The following is a 21,921-nucleotide window of genomic DNA, read 5'->3' as shown; positions in this document are numbered from 1 at the left end:
CTTCCTGGACCATCTCCCTCCGGCCGGGCCCCGCACACCCTCCCCCTCCGCGGGGTCCGGCCCCTCCCGTCTGCCTCCGCTCCGCCGGACGGCACACCGCACAAGGAGAACCGCACCATGTTCGAGTCCGTCCGCGAGGACCTGCGCGCCACCCTCGACGAGATCCGCGCCGCCGGCCTGCACAAGCCCGAGCGCGTCATCGGCACCCCGCAGAGCGCGGCCGTCGCCGTCACCGCGGGCGGCGCCCGCAACGCTGTCGGCGAGGTGCTCAACTTCTGCGCCAACAACTACCTGGGGCTGGCCGACCACCCCGAGGTCGTCGCCGCGGCGAAGGACGCGCTGGACCGCTGGGGCTACGGCATGGCCTCCGTCCGCTTCATCTGCGGCACGCAGGAGGTGCACAAGGAGCTGGAGGCGCGCCTGTCGGCCTTCCTCAGCCAGGAGGACACGATCCTCTACTCCTCCTGCTTCGACGCCAACGGCGGCGTCTTCGAGACCCTCCTCGGCGCCGAGGACGCGGTCATCTCCGACGCCCTCAACCACGCCTCGATCATCGACGGCATCCGCCTCTCCAAGGCCCGCCGCTTCCGCTACGCCAACCGCGACATGGCGGAGCTGGAGACCCGGCTCAAGGAGGCCACCGAGGGCGGTGCCCGCCGCAAGCTGATCGTCACCGACGGCGTCTTCTCGATGGACGGCTACGTCGCCCCCCTCGCGGACATCTGTGACCTGGCCGAGCGCTACGACGCCATGGTCATGGTCGACGACTCGCACGCGGTCGGCTTCGTCGGCCCCGGTGGCCGCGGCACCCCCGAACTGCACGGGGTCATGGACCGCGTCGACATCATCACCGGCACCCTCGGCAAGGCCCTCGGCGGCGCCTCCGGCGGCTACGTCGCGGCGCGCGCCGAGATCGTCGAGCTGCTGCGCCAGCGCTCGCGCCCGTACCTCTTCTCCAACTCCCTCGCCCCGGTCATCGCGGCGGCCTCCCTCAAGGTCCTCGACCTGCTGGAGTCGGCCGGCGACCTGCGCGAGCACCTCGCCGCCAACACCGCGCTCTTCCGTACGAAGATGACCGAGGCCGGTTTCGAGATCCTGCCCGGCGACCACGCCATCGCCCCGGTGATGATCGGCGACGCGGCCCAGGCGGCCAGGATGGCGGAGCTGCTGCTGGAGCGCGGCGTGTACGTGATCGGCTTCTCCTACCCCGTGGTGCCGATGGGCGCGGCGCGCATCCGCGTGCAGCTCTCGGCGGCCCACTCGACGGCCGACGTGGAGCGCGCGGTGGCGGCGTTCGTCGACGCCCGTGCGGCGCTCGGGACCACGGGGGCCTGAGGGGCCTCTGCATCCTGAGACAATGGCGGGGTGATCGACCCCCGCCGGCTGCGCATCCTGCGGGCCGTGGCGGACCACCGTACGGTGACCGCCGCGGCCGCAGCCCTGTACCTCACCCCCTCGGCCGTCTCCCAGCAGCTCGCGGCGCTGGAACAGGAGACGGGCCACGCGCTGCTCACCCGCAGCGGCCGGGGCGTGCGGCTCACGGCGGCCGGTGAGATCCTGCTCGGCCACGCCCACGAGGTGCTGGCCCAGCTGGAGCGTGCGGAGGCCGAGCTCGCGGCCTACGCGGGCGGCTCGGCCGGCGAGGTCACGGTGGCCGCCTTCGCCACCGGCATCGCCGAGGTGCTGGCCCCGGCCATCGCCCGGCTCGCGCTGGACCACCCGGGGATCCGGCTGCGGGTACGGGACGCGGAGGGCGACCAGAGCCTGCCGCTGCTGCTCGACGGCGAGGCGGACGTCGCCCTGGCGGTCGAGTACCGGGGCGGGCCGGGCGCGGACGACGCCCGGCTGTCTGTCCTGCCGCTGTACGCGGAGCCCTTCGACGCGGTGCTTCCCTCGGGGCACCCGCTCGCCGACCTGCCCGCGGTATCGCTGGCAGACCTGTCCGACTCGGACTGGGTGGGCCAGTACCCCGGCAACCCGTGCCACGACGTGACGCTGCTGGCGTGCGAACTGGCCGGGTTCCAGCCCCGGTTCGTCCACTCCTCCGACGACTTCCGGGCGGTGACGGCGCTGGTGGGCGCGGGGGCCGGGGTGGCCCTCGTACCGCGCTCGGCGCTGCGGGGCATGGATCTCAAGGAGGTCCAGGTCCGCCCGGTCGCCGGCCCGGCCGCCACCCGCCGGGTCTTCGCCGCCACCCGCCGCGGTGGCGAGACCCACCCCCTGGTCGCCCCCGTCCTGGCCGCCCTGGTCCGGGAATCGGAGCGGCTGCCGACGCACTGAACGGCGGAGCGGGAGTGGGAGTGGGAGTGGGGGCGGGGGCCCGAACGCCGGTGCCCGAACTCCGGAGCCTTCCCGGTCAGCCGACCGGGAACACGGCCCCGGGGGCGGCGTGGTCGACGGGTCCGCCGTAGTGCGCCGAGGCGCGGGCCACCGCCTCGTCCGGGCCGAGGCCGCGGCCCACGTGGGTGACGACCAGCCGACCGGCGCGCGCGGCCGCCGCCGTCCGCCCGGCCTCCTCCGGCGTGTGGTGGAGGTGCTCGGCTTCGTCCGGCGCCGGGCGGCGCACGCTCTCGGCCTCGCAGAGCAGTACGTCGCACCCCCCGGCGAGGGCCGTCAGCGCGGGGCAGGGCGCCGTGTCCCCGGAGTAGACCAACGAGTGGCCGCCGGCCTCGACGCGCACCGCGAAGGCGGGCACGCCGTGGGCCACGGCCCGGCTGGTGAGGGTGAGCGCGCCCACCCGCACCCGGTGCCCGTCGGACAGCTCGTGCACGGCGAACGCGGACTCCACCGGGCTGCGCTCCGCCCCGTTGGTGAGGAACCCGGCCAGCCGGTCGGCGATGCCCGGCGGGCCGAACAGCAGCAGCGGCGCCGCGCGTTCGACGTCGGCGAAGAGCAGGCCGTAGTACGCCGTGAGGAGGTCCGCGCTGTGGTCGGCGTGCAGATGCGAGATCCAGACCGCGTCCAGCTCGCCCAGCCCGACGTACCGCTGCAGCGGTCCCAGCGTCCCGCTGCCGGCGTCCATCCAGATCCGCGTGCCGCCGCCGGACACCAGGTAGCCGGAACAGGGGTTGTCCGCCAGCGGATACGGCGTCGCGCTGCCGAGGACGGTGAGGCGCAGGGGATCGACCCCCGTCGCGCCGCTCGTCGAGTCGCTCATACCCGCACGACCTCCACGCCCGCCGCCGCGAACTCCTGTGCGACCGCAGCCGTCAGGCCGGTGTCCGTCACCAGCACGTCCACCGACGAGGTCGCGCAGATACGGGCGAAGGCGCGCACGCCCAGCTTGCTGGAGTCGGCCGCGATCACCACCCGGCGGGCCCGCTCGCACAGCAGGCGGTTCACCGAGGCCTCGTCCTCGTGCCGGGTCGCGGCGCCGTCCGCCGGATCGAAGCCGTCCACGCCGAGCACCGCCGTGTCCACCGCGAGCTGCCCGAGGACCTGCTCGGCGAGCGGGCCCGTCAGCTCGTACGACTGCGGGCGGGCCACCCCGCCGGTCAGCACGATTTTGAACTGCGGCCGGATCACCAACTCGCCCGCGATGTTGAGGGCGTTGGTCACCACGGTCAGCGCCGGGGAGCCTGAAGCCAGGTCCGGGCGCCCGGCCAGGGCCCGCGCCACCTCGGTGGTCGTGGTGCCGCCCGTCAGGCCGATGACCTCGCCCGGGGTGATCAGGGAGGCCACGGCCTCGCTGATGCGGTGCTTCTCGGCCGCCCGGCGCGAGGTGCGGTAGCGCAGGGGGAGTTCGTAGCTGACCCCGTGCATCACCGCCCCGCCGCGGGTGCGGACCAGCAGCTGCTGCTCGGCCAGCTGATCGAGGTCGCGGCGGATGGTCGCGGCGGACACGCCGAGGATCTCGGCGGCCGGCTCCACCTCCAGCTCGCCCCGCTCCACCAGCAGATCCAGCAGCGTCTGCCAGCGCTCCTTGCGGGTCATCGGCCGCCCCCTTCGCTCTCCATTGGCCTACACGCCGACATTAACTCAGGCGATCCACCCGTAGATGCTTGAAGTTGCGCGAAATAGCCAGCTACCTTGCAAGAACACGCATTCAGACCCGTCTGCCGCATGAGGGAGCCTGCATGAGTCACGTCGCGCACGAGTTGGGCACGCAGCCCGGATGCTGGGAGCGGGCCGCCGAACTGGCCCCGGCCCGGCGGGCGGTGCTGCCGCAGCCGGGGGAGCGTACCGCGATCGTCGGGTGCGGGACCTCCTACTACATGGCCCAGGCGGCCGCCGCGTTGCGCGAGGAGGCCGGCCAGGGGGAGACCGACGCCTTCCCCGCCTCGGAGTTCCCGAGCCACCGCCGCTACGACCGGGTCGTCGCCCTCACCCGGTCCGGGACCACCACCGAGGTGCTGGACCTGCTGGCCGGGCTGCGGGACGCGGGCGTGCCCACGACCGCCGTCATCGGAGATCCGGCCACCCCGGTGATGACCCTCGCCGACGAGCTCGTCGTCCTCGACTTCGCCGACGAGCGGTCCGTCGTCCAGACCCGCTTCGCCACCACCGCCCTCACCCTGCTGCGCGCCCACGCCGGGCTGCACACCGCGGGCGTCGTCGCCGACGCGCGCACGGCGCTGGCCGAGCCGCTGCCCGCCGAGCTGGAGAGCCGGGGGCAGTTCACCTTCCTCGGCCGCGGCTGGAGCATCGGCCTCGCGAACGAGGCGGCGCTGAAGATGCGCGAGGCTTCCCTGTCCTGGGCCGAGTCCTACCCGGCGATGGAGTACCGGCACGGGCCCATCAGCGTCTCCGGCCCGGGCACCGTCACCTGGTCCCTCGACGAGGCCCCCGACGGCCTCGCCGACCAGGTGCGCGCCACCGGCGCCCAGTGGGTGGCCGGGCGGCTCGACCCGCTCGCCGAGCTGGTCCGGGTGCACCGCCTGGCCCTCGCCGTCGCCGCCCACCAGCAGCTGGATCCGGACACGCCGCGCCACCTCACCCGCTCGGTGATCCTCACCACCGGAGAGGAGGCGGTCCGATGAGCCTCGTCCCCGCGGGCACGCTCGTCCGGGAGGCGGCCGGCGCGGGCCGCGCCGTCGCCGCCTTCAACATCATCACCCTGGAGCACGCCGAAGCCGTCGTCGCCGGAGCCGAGGCGGCCGGACTGCCGGTCATCCTCCAACTGAGCGAGAACGCCGTGAAGTTCCGCGGCGGGCAGCTGCTGCCCATCTCCCGCGCGGCCGCCGCCTGCGCCGAGGCCGCGGGGGTCCCGGCCGGCCTGCACCTCGACCACGTCAAGAGCTCCGAACTGCTGCGCCAGGCCGGCGACGCGGGATTCAGCTCCGTCATGTACGACGCCGCGCACCTCCCGTACGCCGAGAACCTGGAGGCGACCCGTTCGGCCGCGGACTGGGCACACGTCAACGGCCTCTGGATCGAAGCGGAGCTGGGCGAGGTCGGCGGCAAGAACGGGGCGGCGCCACTGGATCCGCACGCGCCCGGCGCCCGTACCGACCCGGACGAGGCGCACCGGTTCGTCGCCGACTCCGGGGTCGACGCGCTGGCCGTCGCCATCGGCAGCAGCCACGCCATGACCAGCCGGACCGCCTCCCTGGACCACGCGCTGCTGGCCCGGCTGGCCAAGACGGTCGACGTGCCGCTCGTCCTGCACGGTTCCTCCGGGCTGCCGGACACGGAGCTCGCGGCGGCCGTCGCGGGCGGCATCCGCAAGGTCAACATCGGCACCGCGCTGAACGTGGCGATGACCGGGGCCATCCGCACCCACCTCACCGCGGCGGACCCCAGGCCCTATCTGACGGCCGCCCGCACGGCGATGGCGGCGACGGCCGAGGCTATGATCAGCGCCCTGAACTGACGGGCACCGGGGGGACACGATGGAGTCGCAGCGCGGCCGCACCAGCAGACGCCGGTTCCTGCTGATCCTGGGCGGCTCGCTGCTGCTGGCGGGCGCCGGGGTCGGGGTGGGGTCCGCGCTGTCGTCCGACGAGCCGGACCCGCGCCGGGTCCGTACCGATCTGGAGCCGCTGAAGCTGCGGTTCCATGCGGCGGGCGAGCTCACCGAGGCGCACTGGCAGGGCTACGACGTGGACGCGTCCGCCGGCGGCGACCGCTACATCCCCAGCCCGGACTCCCGGATCCGGCTGGTCGGAGTCGCCCGCCTCGGGACCGGCCAGGTGGCGGGCATCCTGCGCAACCCCGACTACTCCTTCGCGGCCGCGGAGCCGAAGGACCTTCCGGGCCGTCTGAAGCCGTACGTGCCCGCCGGCGCCGCGTGGCAGCGGAGCGAGGCCTTCGACACCCTGATGAACAGGCCCGGCTCGGACCTGTTCACCTCCTCCTCGGGCGAGTTCCTCCTCGACGCGGAGCGCGACCTCGTCTGCTTCGACGTCATCGAGCTGTACGCGTAGCGCGCTCGCAGCCTCGGGGGCAGGTCGCCTGCTCCCCTGGGCGATCCGGTGCCAAACCCCCCTTTTCGGTGGTGCGGACGAATCGTTTGGTCACGCTGGGTGAGCGCTAGCGTGGTTGGCGTCACCTTCCGAAACCGAAAGGGAAGCCCCCATGCGTCTTCGTACCGCCGCCGTGGCCGCAGTCAGTGCCCTCACGCTGCTCGTCGCCGTGCCCGGCTCGGCCACTGCCGCGACCGGTGAATTCGAGTACTCCTACATCGGCCTGAGCGGGGAGCCGCAGCGGGCATTCCTCTTCGACCCGGAGGGTCACGAGTGCATGGTCATCCCCGAGGCCGCCGACCCCAACTCCTCCGAGCCGGCCTTCTCGCCGCGCAACCGGACCGACGCCCTCGCGCGGGTCTTCACCAACCCCGACTGCACGGGTGACGAGTTCGACTTGCGCCCGTACACCGGCCGCGGCTCGGAGCGCCTGAAGCTGCGGTCGGTGATCTTCTTCCGGTGATCGCGGTCACCGGCCTGCGCGCCTGCCTGCCCGGCCCGTCCGGGCAGGTCAGCCGTCGAGCGCGGCCAGCAACTCCCGGGCCAGCGCGGTCAGGACCTCGGGCTCGGCCGGTGAGATCTCGCCCAGGTACACGTGGGACCCGCCGAAGGGGTTGGAGTACAAAGGCTCGCCGCTCGGTGAGGTCCCCACCCGGTCCGCCGCGAGGCTGAAGACGGCCTCCACGCACAGGTACAGCTCGGGCCCGTACCCGACCGTCACGATCGTCTCCGCGTAGCCGTCGTCGTACAGGGGGAAGTCCGGCTCCCCGCCGCCCACCGCCAGCACCTCGAGGATCCCGTGCGCGAAGGCCCGTATGTCCTCCTCGCGCGCCACCCCCGCGAGCGCCTCCACCGCGGCGACCGGCGAGCCCAACTCGTACAGCCACGCCCCGTCGTGCTCGCGCCGTCGCAGCCGGAACGGGGTCGGGGTCCCCTTGTAGTAGCTCGTGAAGCCGGGGAGTTCGACCACGATCTCGCTGCCCGCCGTCACCGTCTGCGCGTTCATGCCGAAACCCTAGTGTTCTGAGTCTTGAGTTCTGTTCAGATGTGTAGGGTTGGCCTATGGCGCGGATGGGGCGGCCGAAGGCCGAGTTGACGCTGTCGGACGAGGAACGGGTCGCACTGGAGGGGTGGGTGCGGCGTCGTTCCACGCCGCAGGCGTGGGCTTTGCGGTGCCGGATCATCCTGGCCTGCGCCGAGGGTGTCTCGAACAAGGACGTGGCCGTCCGTCTCGGATCAACGCCTCAGGCGGTCGGCCGTTGGCGGGCCCGTTTCGTGCAGTACCGGATCGCGGGCCTGGGAGACATGCCGCGTTCCGGCGGCCCCAGATCGGTGACGGACGAGCAGGTTGCCGCGGTGGTCACCAGGACCTTGGAGTCCAAGCCGAAGAACGCGACGCAGTGGTCGACGCGGTCGATGGCGAAGGAAATGGGCCTGTCCCAGTCCTCGGTCTCACGGATCTGGCGGGCGTTCGGCCTGCAGCCGCACCGCTCGGAGACCTTCAAGCTGTCGACCGACCCGTACTTCGTCGACAAGGTCCACGATGTCGTCGGCCTCTATCTGGACCCGCCCGAGCGGGCGCTGGTGTTCTGCGTGGACGAGAAGTCGCAGATCCAGGCCCTGGACCGGTCCCAGCCGGTGCTGCCGATGATGCCCGGGGTCCCGGAGCGGTCAACGCACGACTACGTCCGGGCCGGCACGACCACCCTGTTCGCCGCACTCAACGTGGCCACCGGCAAGGTGATCGGCTCCCTGCACCGCCGCCATCGGGCCGAGGAGTTCAAGAAGTTCCTGGTCAAGCTCGACAAGGAAGTGCCGGCAGGCCTGGACGTCCATCTGATCTGCGACAACTACGCCACCCACAAGACCCCGGACATCAAGAAGTGGCTGCTCGGCCACCCCCGGTTCCACCTGCACTTCACCCCGACCGGGTCGTCCTGGCTGAACCTGGTCGAGCGATGGTTCGCCGAACTCACCAACAAGCAGATACGGCGAGGCGTCCACAAGTCAGTCCAGGCCCTCGAGAAGGACATCCGTGACTGGATCGCCGCCTGGAACACCGACCCCAAGCCCTACGTCTGGACCAAGACCGCAGACGAGATCCTCGAACGCCTCGCCAGCTATCTGAACAGAATTCCCGACTCAGAAGACTAGCCCGCCGACCCTTCCGGATTCTTGTAACAGGTTCTAGTCTGCCCTCCGCCAGCGACGACGGACCGTGAGAATCCCGGAGGGGCCGTGCACCTCGAATACACGCCCGAGCAGCAGCAGTTGCGCGCCGAGCTGCGTGCCTACTTCGCCCGGCTGATCCCTGAGGACGTCTACGCCCGCTACGAGGACCCGGCGGCGCAGAAGCGGTTCTACCGGGAGACCATCCGCCGGCTCGGCTCCGACGGCTGGCTCGGGGTCGGCTGGCCGAAGGAGTACGGCGGCCGCGGGATGTCCCCGATGGACCAGTTCATCTTCTTCGACGAGGCCGCGCAGGCCGTCGTCCCCCTGCCGCTGATGGCGCTCAACACCGTCGGGCCGACCATCATGCAGTTCGGCACCGACGAGCAGAAGGCGTACTTCCTCCCCAGGATCCTCGCCGGCGAGATCGACTTCGCCATCGGCTACAGCGAGCCCGACGCGGGCACCGACCTCGCCGCGCTCAAGTGCAAGGCAGTCCGCGAGGGCGACGAGGAGACCGGCACCTACGTCGTCAACGGGCAGAAGATCTGGACCACCAACGGCGACACCGCCGACTGGGTCTGGCTCGCCGTCCGCACCGACCCGGACGCCCCGGCGCACAAGGGCATCACCATGCTCCTCGTGCCGACCTCCGACCCCGGCTACTCCTGCACCCTCATCAACACCCTGGCCTCGCACGACACCACCGCCAGCTACTACGAGAACATCCGCGTCCCCGCCGCCCGCCGCGTCGGCCAGGAGAACAAGGGCTGGCGCCTGATCACCAATCAGCTCAACCACGAGCGCGTGACCCTCGCCGCCCACGGCACCATGGCCATCCGCGCCCTGCACGACGTCCAGCGCTGGGCCGCCGGGACGAAACTCGCCGACGGCCGCCGGGTGATCGACCTGTCCTGGGTCCGCGGCCGCCTCGCCCGCACCCACGCCCGCCTCGACGCGATGAAGCTGCTCAACTGGCAGATGGTGAACGCCGTCCAGTCCGGCACCCTCACCCCCCAGGACGCCTCAGCGGTCAAGGTCTACGGCTCCGAGGCGCGCCGCGACGCGTACGCCTGGCTCATGGAAGTCGTCGGCGCGGCCGGCTCCCTCAAGGACGGCTCCGCCGGAGCGGTCCTGCGTGGCGAGCTCGAACGCGGCTACCGCAGCGCCGTCATCTTCACCTTCGGCGGCGGCAACAACGAGATCCAGCGCGAGATCATCTCGTGGATCGGCCTCGGCATGCCCCGCGTCCGCCGCTGACCCCGCCGGCCGTCCGGCAGCCCTTCCCTCTCCCGCCCCCGGCGATGCGGGGGGCGAAGCAAAGGCGATGCAGGGGGAGTTCGCGCGGGAGGGGGCCCTCTGGCTTCCGTCGGGCCTCGGCCTCATGATGGACGGGCCACCCTCACCGTGGAGGACTCGAATGGATCCTTTGTCCCTCGCCATCGCCGCAGCCCTCGCCGCCGGTGTCGCCACCGGAGCGGGTGAGTCCGCCGGGGCCGCCCTTCCGGCCCTCGTCCGGAGGATCAGGGAGCGCTTCGCCGGCCGTCCGATCGACATTCCGACCGATGCGGAGTCCCGGGAGCAGCTCTCGGCGGCCCTGGACGAGGAGTTCACGCGCGACCCCGCGTTCCGGCAGGAGTGCCAGGCCCTGTGGAGCCAGGTGACGAACGGGGGCGCCGCCAACTCGTTCCAAGGCCAGGCCAAGAACGTGGTCATGACCCGCGACATCCATGGCGGGTTCACGATCCAATGAAGCGCGCTCCCTTCGTTCCCCGGCGTGCGGCGGAGTCACTGCGACCAAACCGGGGGAAGCTCCATCTCCGCCGTGATGGCCCAGCGTTCGTGGTCGCGCCAGACTCCGTCGATCTTGATGAAGCCGGGTGAGACGCCCTCCTTCCGGAACCCGAGCCGCCGGACGAGATTCAGCGACGCGGTATTGCCCGGCTGGACGTCGGCCTCCACGCGGTGGAGCCCCAACTGGTCGAAGGCGTAACGCACCGCGAGCGCGACGCCCTCGGACATGTAGCCCCGGCCCGTGTAGGGCAGGAAAGCGGCGTAGCCGAGCACGCCACGGTGGTAGGGGTCTCGAACGATGCCGCTGATGGTGATCGTCCCGACCAGGTCGGCCCGGTCATTGAGGCAGACCACCAAGCCGACGGTGGTCTCCCCACCGGTTCTCGCCAGATAGGCCGAGAATCCACTCGGCGTGCCTGGCATGGCGACCCACGGGTGATGGAGGTCGGCACTCATCCGTACCAGTTCGACATATCTTTCCTGGTCTTCCGCCGTGACTGTCCGGATAGTTACTTGTGACCCCTGCGCCGATTCGATATTCACCGGCATGAGTGTACGCCGATCGGGATCAGAATTATCCGCAAAATCTGGGAACGTGCGTAGTCCGATGCTATTGTGGTGGCCGCGGTCCTTCGCGTGAGCAGCCCTGTGTGCACCCTTCATCGATCATGGCTTCCGCTATGACAGAAAAGGTGATCATGAGCGATATAGACCCCGCTGGGCGCCCCCTCCCCGACATAGGAACACTCACCCTGTCGAGTCTGGCGTCCGATTCGGCCGCCACGGCTGCTGAATTCCGTTCGCTGATCTTCCAGCCGGGCCTGCCTGCGCGGATGGCAGCCTTCAATTCTGAAATCGGCGGCAATGAGTGCCTCCTGCCATCGACCAATTCGTCCTGAAGGTACACGGCGGCTGCAACCTGGCCTGTGATCACTGCTACGTCTACGAGCACGCCGATCAGAGCTGGCGCGACAAACCACGGACGATGAGTCCGGAAGTGGTGGCGCAAGCGGCGATGCGTATCGCGGAGCACGGTCGTATTCATCAGGTGCCTGTGGTGCGAATCAGCCTCCATGGCGGAGAGCCGCTCCTTCTCGGGACGAAACGCCTGCGGGAGATCGCCGCAACGTTGCGAGACGTCATCGGTGGTGAATTCAGGCTCGGTCTTCAGGTGCAGACCAACGGCGTGATGCTCAATGAACGATTCTGCAGGATGTTCGACGAGCTCGGCATCCAGGTCGGAGTCTCGCTCGACGGTGACCGGACGGCCAACGATCGGCACCGTCGATATGCGAGCGGTCGCAGCAGTCATGCTGGGGTCCTCAGAGGCCTTGAGCTGCTGAGGCGGTCTGAATTCCGCCATCTCTACGGCGGGATCCTGTGCACGGTGGATCTGGCAAATGACCCGGTCGCGGTTTATGAAGCATTGTTGGCGGAGTCGCCGCCCCGTATGGACTTCCTGTTTCCCCACGCGACGTGGGAGAATCCGCCACCGCGGCGCGACGATTCACCGTCCCCCTACGCAGCCTGGCTGGGCCGGATTCACTCCCGCTGGCTCGCCGACGGCACACCCGTTCCGATCCGGCTGTTCGAGGCTCTGACGGCCGCGTCCCGAGGTGAACCCAGCGGCAGTGAAGCGGTGGGACTGCGACCGGTCACCCTCGCCGTGGTGGACACCGACGGTTCGTGGGAACAGGCCGATTCCCTGAAGACCGCCTACGCGGGCGCACCCGCCACCGGCATGTCCGTCTTCACCCACAGCCTGGACAGCCTCATGTCCCACCCCGGCATCGCCGCGCGCAACGAGCGCCACGCGGAGCTGTGTGCGACCTGCATGGACTGCCCCGTGGTGCGGACCTGCGGTGGTGGTCTCTATGCCCACCGCTACAGCTCCGCGCGTGGCTTCGACAACCCGTCCGTGTACTGCGCCGACCTCATGGTCCTGGCGACCGAGGTGCCGGCGGCGCAGGCGGGGCACGTGGCCGGTTCCCGCCCCGGTGGTCGGCAGCGCGTCACCGCTCACCTGCCGGACGGCGCGTTCGACGCGTTCGCGGCAGGGGCGGGGACCGCAGAAGGCGTCCATGCGCTTCAGGACATGCAACTCGCCCTGACGAAGACGTTGATAGCCGGCACAGCCGCCCGGCCGGTCGGCCGATCCCCCCTCGGAGCCGCGGCATCCGAAGGCTGGGATCTGCTGGTCGAGTTGGAGAGCCGTCATCCGGCCGAGACCCGAGAAGTCCTGCGCCACCCCTTCGTACAGACGTGGGCGGACCACTGCGGGCGCGCCGTCGGCACGGGGCAGTCCGAACGGGACAGGGCGCACATCGCAGGTGTCGCGGCAGCCGTCGCCTGGTGGGCGGGCGCGGACGTGAGCCTGCCGTTACCGGCGAGAGCCGGGCTGGTCCATCTGCCGGGCGTGGGCGCGTTACGGGTCCAGGACGACGGGCCCACCGCGGTCGTATCGCTTGACGGTGGCCGCCCGGCAGGTGGCGGGCCGATCGTGATCAGACGGCTGACCGCGGCCTCGCTCCCCGTCGCCCTCGACGACCTCGACCCGTACCGGGCCGACGAGGACCGGCCTGCCCTCGGCCGCCTGTCCGCACCGGATTGGGGTACCTGGCGGACCGCGCTGGACGGCGCGGGGAGCGAACTCTCGCGGCTGGTCCCCGCCTACGCCGCGACGCTGAGGGCGGGACTGCGTGCGGTCGTTCCCCTCCGGGACACGGTGCCTGAGAACGGGGTGCGTGACCGCGCTTCGAGGCGCGCGTTCGGTGGCGTCGGCCTGGGCCTGCGACGGCGGCCTGAGGGCAGGGTCGTCATGGACGCGGCCGCTGCCCTGCTGTGCGAGTTCCAACACACCAAACTGGCCGCACTGCTGGACGCGTACGCGTTCTTCCCGGCGGCGGACCCGGCCCCGTTGTCCGTACCGTGGTCGCGTGAGCCGCTGCCCGCCCAGCAGGTCCTCCATGGTCTCTACGCCCACGTGGCCCTCGCGGAGCTGTGGGGCGCGCGTTCCGCCGAGATACCGCGTCCGGCCGCGTCGGAGCCGCCCGAGGAAGCCGCGGCAGCGTTCCGGCGGTACTTGGACTGGGCAGACATCGCCGTGGACGTCTTGGCGGCCCAGGTGCAGATGGAACCGGCAGGCGTCCGCTTCACGGCCGGCCTGCGGGCCACCGTCGACCGGCTGGCCGCCGATGGCCGCCCGGGGGTACGGCGGGTTCCGGCCGGCGGACCAGCTACAGGAGCGATGCTCAACAGGATCCGGACCCGGAGAGAAGGCCCATGACCGCAGAGGGCAGCGCCAACACCTACGCCGGACAGGCCAGGAACGTCGTGCAGGTCGAGACCCTTTACGGGGGAGTGAACACCGGGCCGCACCTGTTGCCGGTACCGCGGCAACTGCCCCGGGACGCGACCCACTTCACGGATCGCACCGAGGTACTCAACAGGCTGCACGAGCTGGCCGCGACCGAGAACGGCATCGCCATGATCTCCGGGCCAGCAGGGGTGGGCAAGAGCGCCCTCGCCGTTCACTGGGCGCATGCACGCAAAGAGGCGTTCCCCGACGGCCAGCTGTACGTCAACCTCTGTGGTTACGACCGACGCGCCCCCCTGCGGCCCGAGGACGTGCTCCACGGCTTTCTGCACGCCCTGAACGCGTCGGCCGACGGGGTGCTGAATGATCTGGACGCCATGGCGGCGCTGTTCCGCTCGCTGGCCCACGGGAAACGCCTGCTTGTCGTGGCGGACAACGCGCGGAGCGCGGACCAGGTACGCCCGCTGCTCGCGTCGTCGCCGGGCTGCTTCACGCTCGTCACCAGCAGAAACCGCCTGAGCAGTCTGACCGCGGTGGACGGAGCCACGCCCCTGCTCGTCAGACCGCTCGACACTCCCGACGCGGTTCACCTGTTGCAGCGGGTCTCAGGTCACCGGGACCCGCGGGCCGCCACTGAACTCGTGCTCCGCTGCGGCCGCATGCCGCTCTTCATCAGGATCGCGGCGGAAAGAGCGAGCACCGCCCCGTCTCTGAAGGGGCCGGCCGAAGAGCTCGCCCGCGACCATGACCGACTCGAAGCACTCTCCACACTGGATGACGGAATGGATGCCCGCATGGTGCTCTCTTGGTCCTACCAGGGACTGCCCTCACCGGTTGCCCGAGCTTTTCGCTTACTCGCCCTCCACGCCGGTCCTGACTTCTCCGTTCCGGCGGCCGCCGCGCTGATCGGCCGCCCCGAGAACGAGACCCGGCGCATCATCGAGAAGCTGGATGCCGTCAACATGCTCGAGGACATGGGAGGAGGGCGGTACCGGTACCACGACGTGCTCCGCGACTACGCGCGGGAGCGGGTGGAGGAGGAGGAGACGCAGTCGGAGAGGCTGGGCGCGCTGCGCCGGGAGTTGTCGTACTACCTTCGGATGGTGGACGCCTGCGATCGTGTTCTGGCTCCCGAGCGGCAGCACGTGCCGCTGGACCACGACACGGCTCGGCAACCGGTGCCGTTCCCGGGCCCAGACGCCGCCCTCGCCTGGTGCGATGCCGAACTGCCGAGCCTCGTCCACGCCGTCGATCAGGCCGTCGAGCTCGGCTTCGACGATGTGGCGTGGAAGCTGCCGGTTGCGCTGGTCTACTTCTTGCGTTTGCAGAGGCGTGACACGTACCGGTTCGAACTGTCCACCGTCGCGGTCGACGCAGCGCGCCGAGAGGGTGACCCGGGGGCCGAGGCCTGGAGCCTCATCTGTCTCGGAGGAGCGGAGACCGACCTGGAGCGCCACGAAGACGCGCTCGGGCACTTCACGGAAGCGCTACGGATCAGTCGGGAGATCCAGGACCGCCACTGGGAAGCCATCAGCATCTACAACCTGGCCTGGACACTGCGTCTGCTGGGGCGGTACGCCGAAGGGCTGGAGCGCCAGCGCCAGGCGCTGGGGCTCCAGCAGGAGAGCGGTGACAGGCGCAGCGTGGCGATCACCCTGACCGAGATCGGCGCACTGGAACTCGACCTGGGCAGGCCCGACCAGGCGTACATCGAGTTCGAGCGGGCGCTCGTCGGCGCACGTGAGTCGACCGATCTGCCCACGGAAGCCAAGGCGTTGCACGGGCTGGGCGACGTGTGCCGCACGGTCGGCCGGACGAGCGAGGCGATCGACTGGTATCGACAGGCCGTCGACGTACGTCACCGCGTCGGCGATCGCTTCGGACTGGCCTGCTCGCTCTTCGAACTGGGCAAGCAGCTCGCCGCTGTCGGCCGCCCCGCCGAGGCGGGCCAGGCACTGGCCCAAGCCGTGGTGATCTTCGACGACCTCAAGGACCCGCTCGTGGAGGACGCACGACGCTGTCTCGCGGACATCGGCGGTGAGGGGGACTGAGCACGGCATGGGCCCGCCCGGTCGCGTCGGACGCGGTATCGGGGCGGGCACGTGCGTGGACCGGCCCGGCGGCGGACTCGCTCACGCCCCTGGGCCGCCGCGCCGGGGCGCCTCGTACGCTGGAGTCGGCGGGCGCTCCCCTCAGCTACCGCTGGGAGGTGCCCCCAGCGACAGGGAGGTACGGGGATGGGAAACACCACGGCCGTCCCCGACCCGGGACTGTACGGGCCGGCCTCCGTCACCTGGCAGTGCCACGGCGATCCGATGATGTGGATCGCCGGCGTCCGCGCGCTCTACCTCCAGGCCCTGCACCCGCGCGCCGTCCGCGGGGTCATGGAGAACTCCGACTTCCGGAAGGACGCGTGGGGGCGGCTGCTGCGCACCGCCGACTTCGTCGGGACGCTCACCTACGGCACGGCCGAAGCCGCCGAACGGGCCGGCGCCCGCGTACGGAAGATCCACCGGACGCTGTCCGCCACCGACCCGGACACCGGCGACCGCTTCCCCGTCGACGACCCCGCACTGCTGCTGTGGATCCACTGCGCGCAGATCGACAGTTTCCTGCACGTCCTGCGCCGCTCCGGCGTCCCCCTCACCCCCGCCCAGGCCGACCGCTACGTCGACGAGAACCGCGTGAACGCCCGCCTCGTCGGACTCGAACCGGCCGCGGTCCCCGCCGATACCGCGCAGCTGGCTGCGTACTTCGAGGAGGTCCGCCCCGAGCTCGCGGCCGGCCCCGACGCCCGCGCGGTGGACGACTTCCTGCGCGGCCCGCCCGTCCACCCGCTCCTCGTGCCTGGCCGAAATCTGCTGTGGCGCCCGCTCGCCGGTCTCGCCTACGGCTCCCTCCCCGCATGGGCGCACCGGCTGTACGGGCGGCCCGCACCGGCCCCACGTACGGTCACCCGGCGCCTGCGCCTCACCGGACACGTACTGCGCAGCATTCCCGCAGGTCTGCGCTGGCAGCTGCCTCCAGGTCACATCTTGAAGGCGATGCGTCGCATGGGCCCCGGGAGTCGCCCCTCGCCGTACACACTGCGTACATCAGCGGCCATACTGGACGGGCCAGGGAGGGCGTGGCACGACAACGGGGGCGACTTCAAGACATGGCGGAGTCCAGACTGATCCAGGGCCGGTACCGGTCCCTCGATCTGATCGGTCGCGGCGGCATGGGCGAGGTATGGCGCGCCCGGGATGAGTCGCTGGGCCGACACGTCGCCGTGAAATGCCTCAAACCGCTCGGACCGGAGCAGGACAACCACTTCACCCAGGTGCTGCGCGAACGATTCCGTCGCGAGGCGCGCGTCGCCGCGTCGCTCCAGCACCGGGGCGTCACCGTCGTCCACGACTTCGGCGACGACAGCGCCGCGGGCGGCCCCCTCTACCTCGTCATGGAACTCCTCGAAGGCCGCAATCTCAGCCAGCTCCTGGAGGACAACGGCACGCGCCCGCTCCCCGTGGACGTGGTCGTCGACATCGCCGAGCAGATGGCCGCCGCCCTCAGCTACACCCACGACCAGGGCGTCGTCCACCGCGATCTGAAGCCCGCCAACATCATGCGGCTCACCGACGGCACGGTGAAGATCTGCGACTTCGGCATCGCCCGTCTCGCCCACGACATCGGCTTCACCGCCAAGCTCACCGGCGGCGGCATGGCCATGGGCACCCCGCACTACATGTCGCCCGAGCAGATCGCCGGCGGCGAGGTGGACCACCGCAGCGACCTCTACTCCCTCGGCTGCGTCCTGTACGAGATCGCCACCGGTGCCCCGCCCTTCGACCTCGGCGACTCCTGGTCCGTGCTCGTCGGCCACCGCGACAACGCGCCCGTCCCGCTCCGCGAGCACCGGCCCGAACTGCCGGAGTACTTCGAGCAGGCCGTCCTGGACCTGCTCGCCAAGTGCCCCGAGGACCGGCCCGTCGACGCCCGCGACCTGCACCGGCGGCTCGTCGAGGCACGCGTCGGCCCGGGCGGGCTGCCCGGCGCCCAGGCCCCCCTGCCGGCATGGGCCCGCGGGATGACCGCCGGACGCAAGGCGGGCATCGAGGCGCGTCCCGCGAGCGGCGCGTGGGCCGTGCTCACCGGTTCCTGGACCGCGCGCCCCAGCGGCGAGCAGCCGGTCGGCGGCCTGCGGCCGATCCTCCGGCCCGCGCCCGCCGAGGACCCGCGGCTCACCGCCCCGTACGGGGTCCCGCGCGTGCCCGGCCCGCGCGAGAGCGGCCCCGACGCCCTCGCCGCCGGGCACACGCGTGCCTTCGCCCTCAGCCGGGCCGGCCGGCCCGAGGAGGCGCTCGCCGTGTACGAAGCCGTGGCCGACGGACGCGCGCGGGTACTCGGCCCGGACCACGCCGACACCCTCGCAGCCCGCCAGGAGACCGCGTACGAACTGGGCCGGCTCGGACGCCACGAGGAGGCGTACGGCGTCTACCGCGCCGTGCTCGTCGCCCGCGAGCGCAGCATGGGCCCGCGCCACCCCGACACCCTGCGATGCCGCCACAACCTGGCCTGCGCCCTGGGAGCCCTCGGCCGGTTCGCGGAGGCCCACGCCGCCGCCGCCCACGTCGCTGCCGACCGGGCGGCCGTCCTGGGCGCCGAGCACGCGGACACCCTCCTGACCCGCTACGAGGTCGCGTACGCGCTCGGCCGCCTGAACCGCTGGCAGGAGGCCCTGGCCGGCTTCCGCGAGGTCGCCGCCGTACGGGAACGGGTGCTCGGCCGCGACCACCCCGACACCCTGGCCGCGCGCTACGAGGTGGGCATCGCGCTCGGCCGTACCGGGAGCACCGCCCAGGCCCTCGACCTGTTCCGGTCCCTGGCCCGGGACCGGACGCGCGCGTACGGGGCCGCCGACCCGGAGACGCTCCGGGCCCGGCACGTCGTCGGTGTCAACCTGGGCCGTCTGGACCGCTGGGAGGAGGCGGTGGCCGAGGCGAGGCAGGTGGGCGCCGCACGGGCCGAGGTGCTCGGCGCCGAACACGCGGACACGCTGGTCAGCCGCCGCGAACTCGCCGTCGGACTGGGCCGGCTGGGCCGCTGGGACGAGGCGCTGCCCATTTACCGGGAGCTCTCCGGCATCCGCGAGCGGTCCCTGGGCGACGAGCATCCCGACACCGTCCTGGCCCACGCCGACGAGGCGTACTGTCTGGAGCGGCTCGGCCAGGTGTGTTACCAAGAGCCATGACAGCCATGCGGGGCTCCAGCGGATTCGGACACGACGTCTACGACGATGTGATCGTGGGCGGCGGACACAACGGTCTGGTGGCCGCCGCGTACCTGGCCCGGGCGGGCCGGTCCGTGCTGGTCCTGGAACGGCTCGGGCACACCGGCGGTGCGGCCATCTCCAGCCGGCCCTTCGCCGGTGTCGACGCCCGCCTCTCGCGTTACTCCTACCTCGTCTCCCTGCTCCCCGCGAAGATCGTGCGCGATCTGGGGCTGCGCTTCGAGGTCCGCAAGCGCAGCGTCTCCTCGTACACGCCCGCCCTGCGCGACGGGCGCCACGGCGGCCTGCTCGTCGGCGGCGGCGAGGCGCGCACCAAGGAGTCCTTCGCGCGGCTGACCGGCTCGGAGCGGGAGTACGAGAGCTGGCGCGCCTTCTACGGCACCACCGGCCGGGTCGCGGGGAAGGTCTTTCCGACGCTGACCGAGCCGCTGCCCACCCGCGAGGCGCTGCGCTCCCGGATCGACGACGAAGCGGCCTGGCGGATGCTGTTCGAGGAGCCCCTCGGACAGGCGGTGGAGCGGCACTTCGCCGACGACCTGGTCCGGGGCGTGGTCCTCACCGACGGGCTGATCGGCACCTTCGCGGACGCGCACGACCCCTCGCTCGCGCAGAACCGCTGCTTCCTGTACCACGTCATCGGCGGCGGGACCGGCGACTGGGACGTGCCCGTCGGCGGCATGGGTGCGCTCACGGACGCCCTGGCCGGGGCCGCGCGGGCGGCCGGGGCGGAGATCGCCACCGGGCATGAGGTGCTGCGGATCGACACGGACGGCGTCGCGCCGGCCGAGGTGGTGTTCCGGACGGCGGTCGGCGAGGGGCGGGTCGTCGGCCGGACGGTGCTGGTCAACGCCTCCCCGCAGGCGCTGGCGGAACTCCTCGGCGAGGCACCGGCCCAGCGGGCCGAGCCGGCCCCCGAAGGGGCTCAGCTCAAGATCAACATGCTGCTCCGGCGGCTGCCCCGGCTGCGGGACACCGCCGTCGACCCGCGCGAGGCCTTCGGCGGCACCTGCCACATCGCCGAGGGCTACGAACAGCTCGCGAGGGCATACGCGGAGGCCGCGGCCGGGGAGCTGCCCTCGGTACCGCCCTCGGAGATCTACTGCCACTCGCTGACCGACCCGACGATCCTCGGCCCGGAACTCGTGGAGCAGGGCTACCAGACGCTCACCCTCTTCGGCCTGCACACCCCGGCCCGGCTCTTCGGACACGACAACCGGCAGGCGCGCGAGGTACTGCTGACCGCCACCCTCGCGCAGCTCGACGCGCACCTGGCGGAACCGCTCACCGACTGCCTCGCCTTCGACGCGGACGGCCGCCCGTGCATCGAGGCGAAGACCCCGCTGGACCTGGAGCGCGACCTGCGCCTGCCCGGCGGCCACATCTTCCACCGGGACCTGTCCTGGCCGTACGGCGACTCCGGAAGGTGGGGCGTGGAGACCGCCCACCGCAACGTACTGCTGTGCGGTGCGGGGGCGGTGCGCGGCGGCGGCGTCAGCGGGGTCCCCGGCCACAACGCGGCGATGGCGGTGCTGGGGCTCTGACCTCCCGCTAGCCGACGGGCTCGATGACCACGATCGGGATCTCGCGGTCCGTCTTGGCCTGGTACTCGTCGTAGGCGGGCCAGTGCCCGACCATCAGCGGCCAGTACGCGGCGCGCTCCTCGGCGGTCGCGGTGCGGGCCGTGCCCTGGAGGGTCTTCGGGCCGACCTGGATGCGGACCTCGGGGTGCTCGGTGAGGTTCCGGAACCAGAGCGGGTGTGCCGGGTCGCCGCCCTTGGAGGCGACGACGAGGTAGCGGCCTTCGGCCTCACCGTAGATGAGGGGCGTCCGCACCGGGTTGCCGGAGACCCTGCCCACCGTGGTGAGCAGCAGGGTCTGGGTTCCGTTCCAGAACTGGCCCTCGGTCCCGTTCGACGCCACGTACTGCTTGACGTGGTCGAGCTGCCAGCTTCCGGGCCGCGGGTCGGTCGGGTGGTCCCAGTCGATCTCTGTCGTCATAGAACTCTGCCTGCCTTCGTGTTGAACGGTCAACAACGTCAACAACGAGTTCCAACGCCGACGGGCACGGGATTATGCCGTGCGGGCGGCGAGCGCGAGGCGTCGTGGAAGACGATCGACGACGCGCCCGCGACTCCCTAAGCGGCCTCGGGGAAGTAGGGCACGTCCCCGCGCCTCCCCCAGCTACCGCTGGGAGGTGCCCCCAGGCACGGCACCTCGCCGCGTTGTCGCAGTACCCGGGTACGTCCAGTACAAGGGCCCTGCTCCGCCTTGCGATGCACCGCACCGGACGACGCGGAAACGCACCCCACTTCCCCGAGGCCGCTTAGGATCCAGCCATGATCGCTGAAGTGCAGTGCGTGGTCCTGGACTGCCCCGACCCGCAGCGGCTGGCCGAGTTCTACCACTCGGTACTGGGCGGAACCGTCGACCAGCCGGACCGGCGGTGGTCGGTCGACGCGGACTGGGCGACGCTCCACACCCCGGCCGGCCCGGTCCTCGCCTTCCAGCGCGCGCCGGACCACCGGCCCCCGAGCTGGCCGGACCCGGCCCGGCCGCAGCAGTTCCACCTGGACTTCGGTGTCCCGGACCTCGACCGAGCAGAGGAGCAGGTCCTCGCGCACGGCGCGACGGTGCTCGACCGGGGCCCCGCCGACCGGGGCTGGCGCGTCTACGCGGACCCGGCGGGCCATCCCTTCTGCCTGGTCCGCCACCAGGCCGCCGCTCCGTGATCTGCCACTGCCGGCCGGCGCCGCCGAGGCCGTTCCCGCAGGGCGGCGGATCGGGTGGTGCGGCCGGATCGCACCCGTGTCACCCGAGGTCACACCGGCCCACCTGTGGCACCCCGCTGTCCATGGGGGAGGATGGCAGCCCGATTCGTGTGCGTACACACGCCCGAACGGGGCTCCGCACAGCACGATCTGACAGGTGACAAAGTGACGACACAACACATACGCCGGTCGGCGCCG

General features: G+C 71.6%; 21 protein-coding genes. 16 read left to right on the top strand and 5 right to left on the bottom strand.

The window, feature by feature from the left end:
* Positions 1-117 precede the first annotated feature (117 nt).
* Both OG429_RS06125 and OG429_RS06120 read left to right on the top strand, forming a co-directional pair.
* On the top strand, positions 118-1,335 hold the full coding sequence (locus tag OG429_RS06125; protein ID WP_328924262.1) for a glycine C-acetyltransferase: 1,218 nt from the start codon (positions 118-120) through the stop codon (positions 1,333-1,335).
* 30 nt (positions 1,336-1,365) lie between these two features.
* Entirely contained in the window at positions 1,366-2,280 is a 915-nt protein-coding gene (locus OG429_RS06120; protein WP_328924261.1) for a LysR family transcriptional regulator, read from the top strand.
* A gap of 76 nt (positions 2,281-2,356) precedes the next feature.
* Here OG429_RS06120 and OG429_RS06115 read toward each other — a convergent pair whose 3' ends face one another.
* Both OG429_RS06115 and OG429_RS06110 read right to left on the bottom strand, forming a co-directional pair.
* Positions 2,357-3,157, bottom strand: a complete 801-nt coding sequence (locus OG429_RS06115) for an MBL fold metallo-hydrolase (protein WP_328924260.1) — start codon at positions 3,155-3,157, stop codon at positions 2,357-2,359.
* A complete protein-coding gene (locus OG429_RS06110; RefSeq protein ID WP_328924259.1) occupies positions 3,154-3,933 on the bottom strand; it encodes a DeoR/GlpR family DNA-binding transcription regulator in 780 nt (259 codons plus the stop codon). The genes OG429_RS06115 and OG429_RS06110 overlap by 4 nt, the downstream gene beginning before the upstream one ends.
* 143 nt (positions 3,934-4,076) lie before the next feature.
* Here OG429_RS06110 and OG429_RS06105 point away from each other — a divergent pair, with 143 nt between their 5' ends.
* The 4 genes from OG429_RS06105 (at position 4,077) to OG429_RS06090 (ending at position 6,867) form a co-directional block, all read left to right on the top strand.
* The gene (locus OG429_RS06105; protein ID WP_328924258.1) at positions 4,077-4,979 is read left to right on the top strand and encodes an SIS domain-containing protein; all 903 of its coding nucleotides are present in this window, start codon (positions 4,077-4,079) and stop codon (positions 4,977-4,979) included.
* Entirely contained in the window at positions 4,976-5,812 is an 837-nt protein-coding gene (locus tag OG429_RS06100) for a class II fructose-bisphosphate aldolase (RefSeq protein ID WP_328924257.1), read from the top strand. Before OG429_RS06105 ends, OG429_RS06100 begins: the two co-directional genes overlap by 4 nt.
* A 19-nt stretch (positions 5,813-5,831) precedes the next feature.
* Positions 5,832-6,365, top strand: coding sequence for a hypothetical protein (locus tag OG429_RS06095; protein WP_328924256.1), 534 nt, complete (start codon positions 5,832-5,834; stop codon positions 6,363-6,365).
* A 151-nt stretch (positions 6,366-6,516) separates the two neighbouring features.
* Positions 6,517-6,867, top strand: coding sequence for a hypothetical protein (locus tag OG429_RS06090; RefSeq protein WP_328924255.1), 351 nt, complete (start codon positions 6,517-6,519; stop codon positions 6,865-6,867).
* A 48-nt stretch (positions 6,868-6,915) separates the two neighbouring features.
* On the opposite strand, the gene OG429_RS06085 is transcribed toward OG429_RS06090, so the two are convergent.
* Positions 6,916-7,410, bottom strand: coding sequence for a hypothetical protein (locus OG429_RS06085; RefSeq protein WP_328924254.1), 495 nt, complete (start codon positions 7,408-7,410; stop codon positions 6,916-6,918).
* A gap of 65 nt (positions 7,411-7,475) precedes the next feature.
* Between OG429_RS06085 and OG429_RS06080 the strand changes: the two genes are divergently transcribed.
* From OG429_RS06080 to OG429_RS06070, 3 genes are all read left to right on the top strand, one after another.
* Positions 7,476-8,558: an IS630 family transposase gene (locus OG429_RS06080; protein ID WP_328930173.1), complete on the top strand. Its 1,083-nt coding sequence runs from the start codon at positions 7,476-7,478 to the stop codon at positions 8,556-8,558.
* A gap of 84 nt (positions 8,559-8,642) precedes the next feature.
* The gene (locus tag OG429_RS06075; protein ID WP_328924253.1) at positions 8,643-9,833 is read left to right on the top strand and encodes an acyl-CoA dehydrogenase family protein; all 1,191 of its coding nucleotides are present in this window, start codon (positions 8,643-8,645) and stop codon (positions 9,831-9,833) included.
* Positions 9,834-9,993: 160 nt separating this feature from the next.
* Positions 9,994-10,326, top strand: a complete 333-nt coding sequence (locus OG429_RS06070; protein ID WP_328924252.1) for a hypothetical protein — start codon at positions 9,994-9,996, stop codon at positions 10,324-10,326.
* Between the two features lie 35 nt (positions 10,327-10,361).
* On the opposite strand, the gene OG429_RS06065 is transcribed toward OG429_RS06070, so the two are convergent.
* Positions 10,362-10,910: a GNAT family N-acetyltransferase gene (locus OG429_RS06065; RefSeq protein WP_328924251.1), complete on the bottom strand. Its 549-nt coding sequence runs from the start codon at positions 10,908-10,910 to the stop codon at positions 10,362-10,364.
* A 137-nt stretch (positions 10,911-11,047) separates the two neighbouring features.
* On the opposite strand from OG429_RS06065, the gene OG429_RS06060 reads away from it, so the two are divergent.
* The 6 genes from OG429_RS06060 (at position 11,048) to OG429_RS06035 (ending at position 20,496) form a co-directional block, all read left to right on the top strand.
* Entirely contained in the window at positions 11,048-11,266 is a 219-nt protein-coding gene (locus OG429_RS06060) for a hypothetical protein (RefSeq protein WP_328924250.1), read from the top strand.
* Positions 11,236-13,653 (top strand): FxsB family cyclophane-forming radical SAM/SPASM peptide maturase, encoded by a 2,418-nt coding sequence (locus OG429_RS06055; protein WP_328924249.1) that lies wholly within the window; start codon positions 11,236-11,238, stop codon positions 13,651-13,653. Before OG429_RS06060 ends, OG429_RS06055 begins: the two co-directional genes overlap by 31 nt.
* Positions 13,650-15,734 (top strand): ATP-binding protein, encoded by a 2,085-nt coding sequence (locus OG429_RS06050; RefSeq protein ID WP_328924248.1) that lies wholly within the window; start codon positions 13,650-13,652, stop codon positions 15,732-15,734. The genes OG429_RS06055 and OG429_RS06050 overlap by 4 nt, the downstream gene beginning before the upstream one ends.
* A gap of 186 nt (positions 15,735-15,920) precedes the next feature.
* Positions 15,921-16,859, top strand: coding sequence for an oxygenase MpaB family protein (locus OG429_RS06045; protein ID WP_328924247.1), 939 nt, complete (start codon positions 15,921-15,923; stop codon positions 16,857-16,859).
* Positions 16,841-18,916, top strand: coding sequence for a serine/threonine-protein kinase (locus OG429_RS06040; protein ID WP_328924246.1), 2,076 nt, complete (start codon positions 16,841-16,843; stop codon positions 18,914-18,916). The genes OG429_RS06045 and OG429_RS06040 overlap by 19 nt, the downstream gene beginning before the upstream one ends.
* Positions 18,913-20,496 carry a phytoene desaturase family protein gene (locus OG429_RS06035; protein ID WP_328924245.1) on the top strand — a complete coding sequence of 528 codons (1,584 nt, stop codon included), beginning with the start codon at positions 18,913-18,915 and terminating at the stop codon, positions 20,494-20,496. The genes OG429_RS06040 and OG429_RS06035 overlap by 4 nt, the downstream gene beginning before the upstream one ends.
* 7 nt (positions 20,497-20,503) lie before the next feature.
* On the opposite strand, the gene OG429_RS06030 is transcribed toward OG429_RS06035, so the two are convergent.
* Positions 20,504-20,953, bottom strand: coding sequence for a nitroreductase family deazaflavin-dependent oxidoreductase (locus OG429_RS06030; RefSeq protein ID WP_328924244.1), 450 nt, complete (start codon positions 20,951-20,953; stop codon positions 20,504-20,506).
* Positions 20,954-21,291: 338 nt separating this feature from the next.
* Between OG429_RS06030 and OG429_RS06025 the strand changes: the two genes are divergently transcribed.
* On the top strand, positions 21,292-21,684 hold the full coding sequence (locus OG429_RS06025) for a VOC family protein (protein ID WP_328924243.1): 393 nt from the start codon (positions 21,292-21,294) through the stop codon (positions 21,682-21,684).
* Positions 21,685-21,921: the final 237 nt, after the last annotated feature.

Origin of the sequence: Streptomyces sp. NBC_00190 (genome assembly GCF_036203305.1) — a bacterium.
In the GTDB taxonomy this organism is placed as follows: Bacteria; Actinomycetota; Actinomycetes; order Streptomycetales; family Streptomycetaceae; genus Streptomyces.
The sequence above is the reverse complement of the archived record's forward strand: the minus strand, read 5'-3'. Positions and strand labels throughout refer to the sequence as shown.

Excerpts from the sequence above, each read along its gene's own strand:
- OG429_RS06125 (WP_328924262.1), top strand. The coding sequence starts at position 118 with ATGTTCGAGTCCGTCCGCGAGGACCTGCGCGCCACCCTCGACGAGATC.
- OG429_RS06115 (WP_328924260.1), bottom strand. The coding sequence starts at position 3,157 with ATGAGCGACTCGACGAGCGGCGCGACGGGGGTCGATCCCCTGCGCCTC.
- OG429_RS06110 (WP_328924259.1), bottom strand. The coding sequence starts at position 3,933 with ATGACCCGCAAGGAGCGCTGGCAGACGCTGCTGGATCTGCTGGTGGAG.
- OG429_RS06105 (WP_328924258.1), top strand. The coding sequence starts at position 4,077 with ATGAGTCACGTCGCGCACGAGTTGGGCACGCAGCCCGGATGCTGGGAG.
- OG429_RS06100 (WP_328924257.1), top strand. The coding sequence starts at position 4,976 with ATGAGCCTCGTCCCCGCGGGCACGCTCGTCCGGGAGGCGGCCGGCGCG.
- OG429_RS06095 (WP_328924256.1), top strand. The coding sequence starts at position 5,832 with ATGGAGTCGCAGCGCGGCCGCACCAGCAGACGCCGGTTCCTGCTGATC.
- OG429_RS06090 (WP_328924255.1), top strand. The coding sequence starts at position 6,517 with ATGCGTCTTCGTACCGCCGCCGTGGCCGCAGTCAGTGCCCTCACGCTG.
- OG429_RS06085 (WP_328924254.1), bottom strand. The coding sequence starts at position 7,410 with ATGAACGCGCAGACGGTGACGGCGGGCAGCGAGATCGTGGTCGAACTC.
- OG429_RS06080 (WP_328930173.1), top strand. The coding sequence starts at position 7,476 with ATGGGGCGGCCGAAGGCCGAGTTGACGCTGTCGGACGAGGAACGGGTC.
- OG429_RS06070 (WP_328924252.1), top strand. The coding sequence starts at position 9,994 with ATGGATCCTTTGTCCCTCGCCATCGCCGCAGCCCTCGCCGCCGGTGTC.
- OG429_RS06060 (WP_328924250.1), top strand. The coding sequence starts at position 11,048 with ATGACAGAAAAGGTGATCATGAGCGATATAGACCCCGCTGGGCGCCCC.
- OG429_RS06050 (WP_328924248.1), top strand. The coding sequence starts at position 13,650 with ATGACCGCAGAGGGCAGCGCCAACACCTACGCCGGACAGGCCAGGAAC.
- OG429_RS06045 (WP_328924247.1), top strand. The coding sequence starts at position 15,921 with ATGGGAAACACCACGGCCGTCCCCGACCCGGGACTGTACGGGCCGGCC.
- OG429_RS06040 (WP_328924246.1), top strand. The coding sequence starts at position 16,841 with ATGGCGGAGTCCAGACTGATCCAGGGCCGGTACCGGTCCCTCGATCTG.
- OG429_RS06035 (WP_328924245.1), top strand. The coding sequence starts at position 18,913 with ATGACAGCCATGCGGGGCTCCAGCGGATTCGGACACGACGTCTACGAC.
- OG429_RS06030 (WP_328924244.1), bottom strand. The coding sequence starts at position 20,953 with ATGACGACAGAGATCGACTGGGACCACCCGACCGACCCGCGGCCCGGA.
- OG429_RS06025 (WP_328924243.1), top strand. The coding sequence starts at position 21,292 with ATGATCGCTGAAGTGCAGTGCGTGGTCCTGGACTGCCCCGACCCGCAG.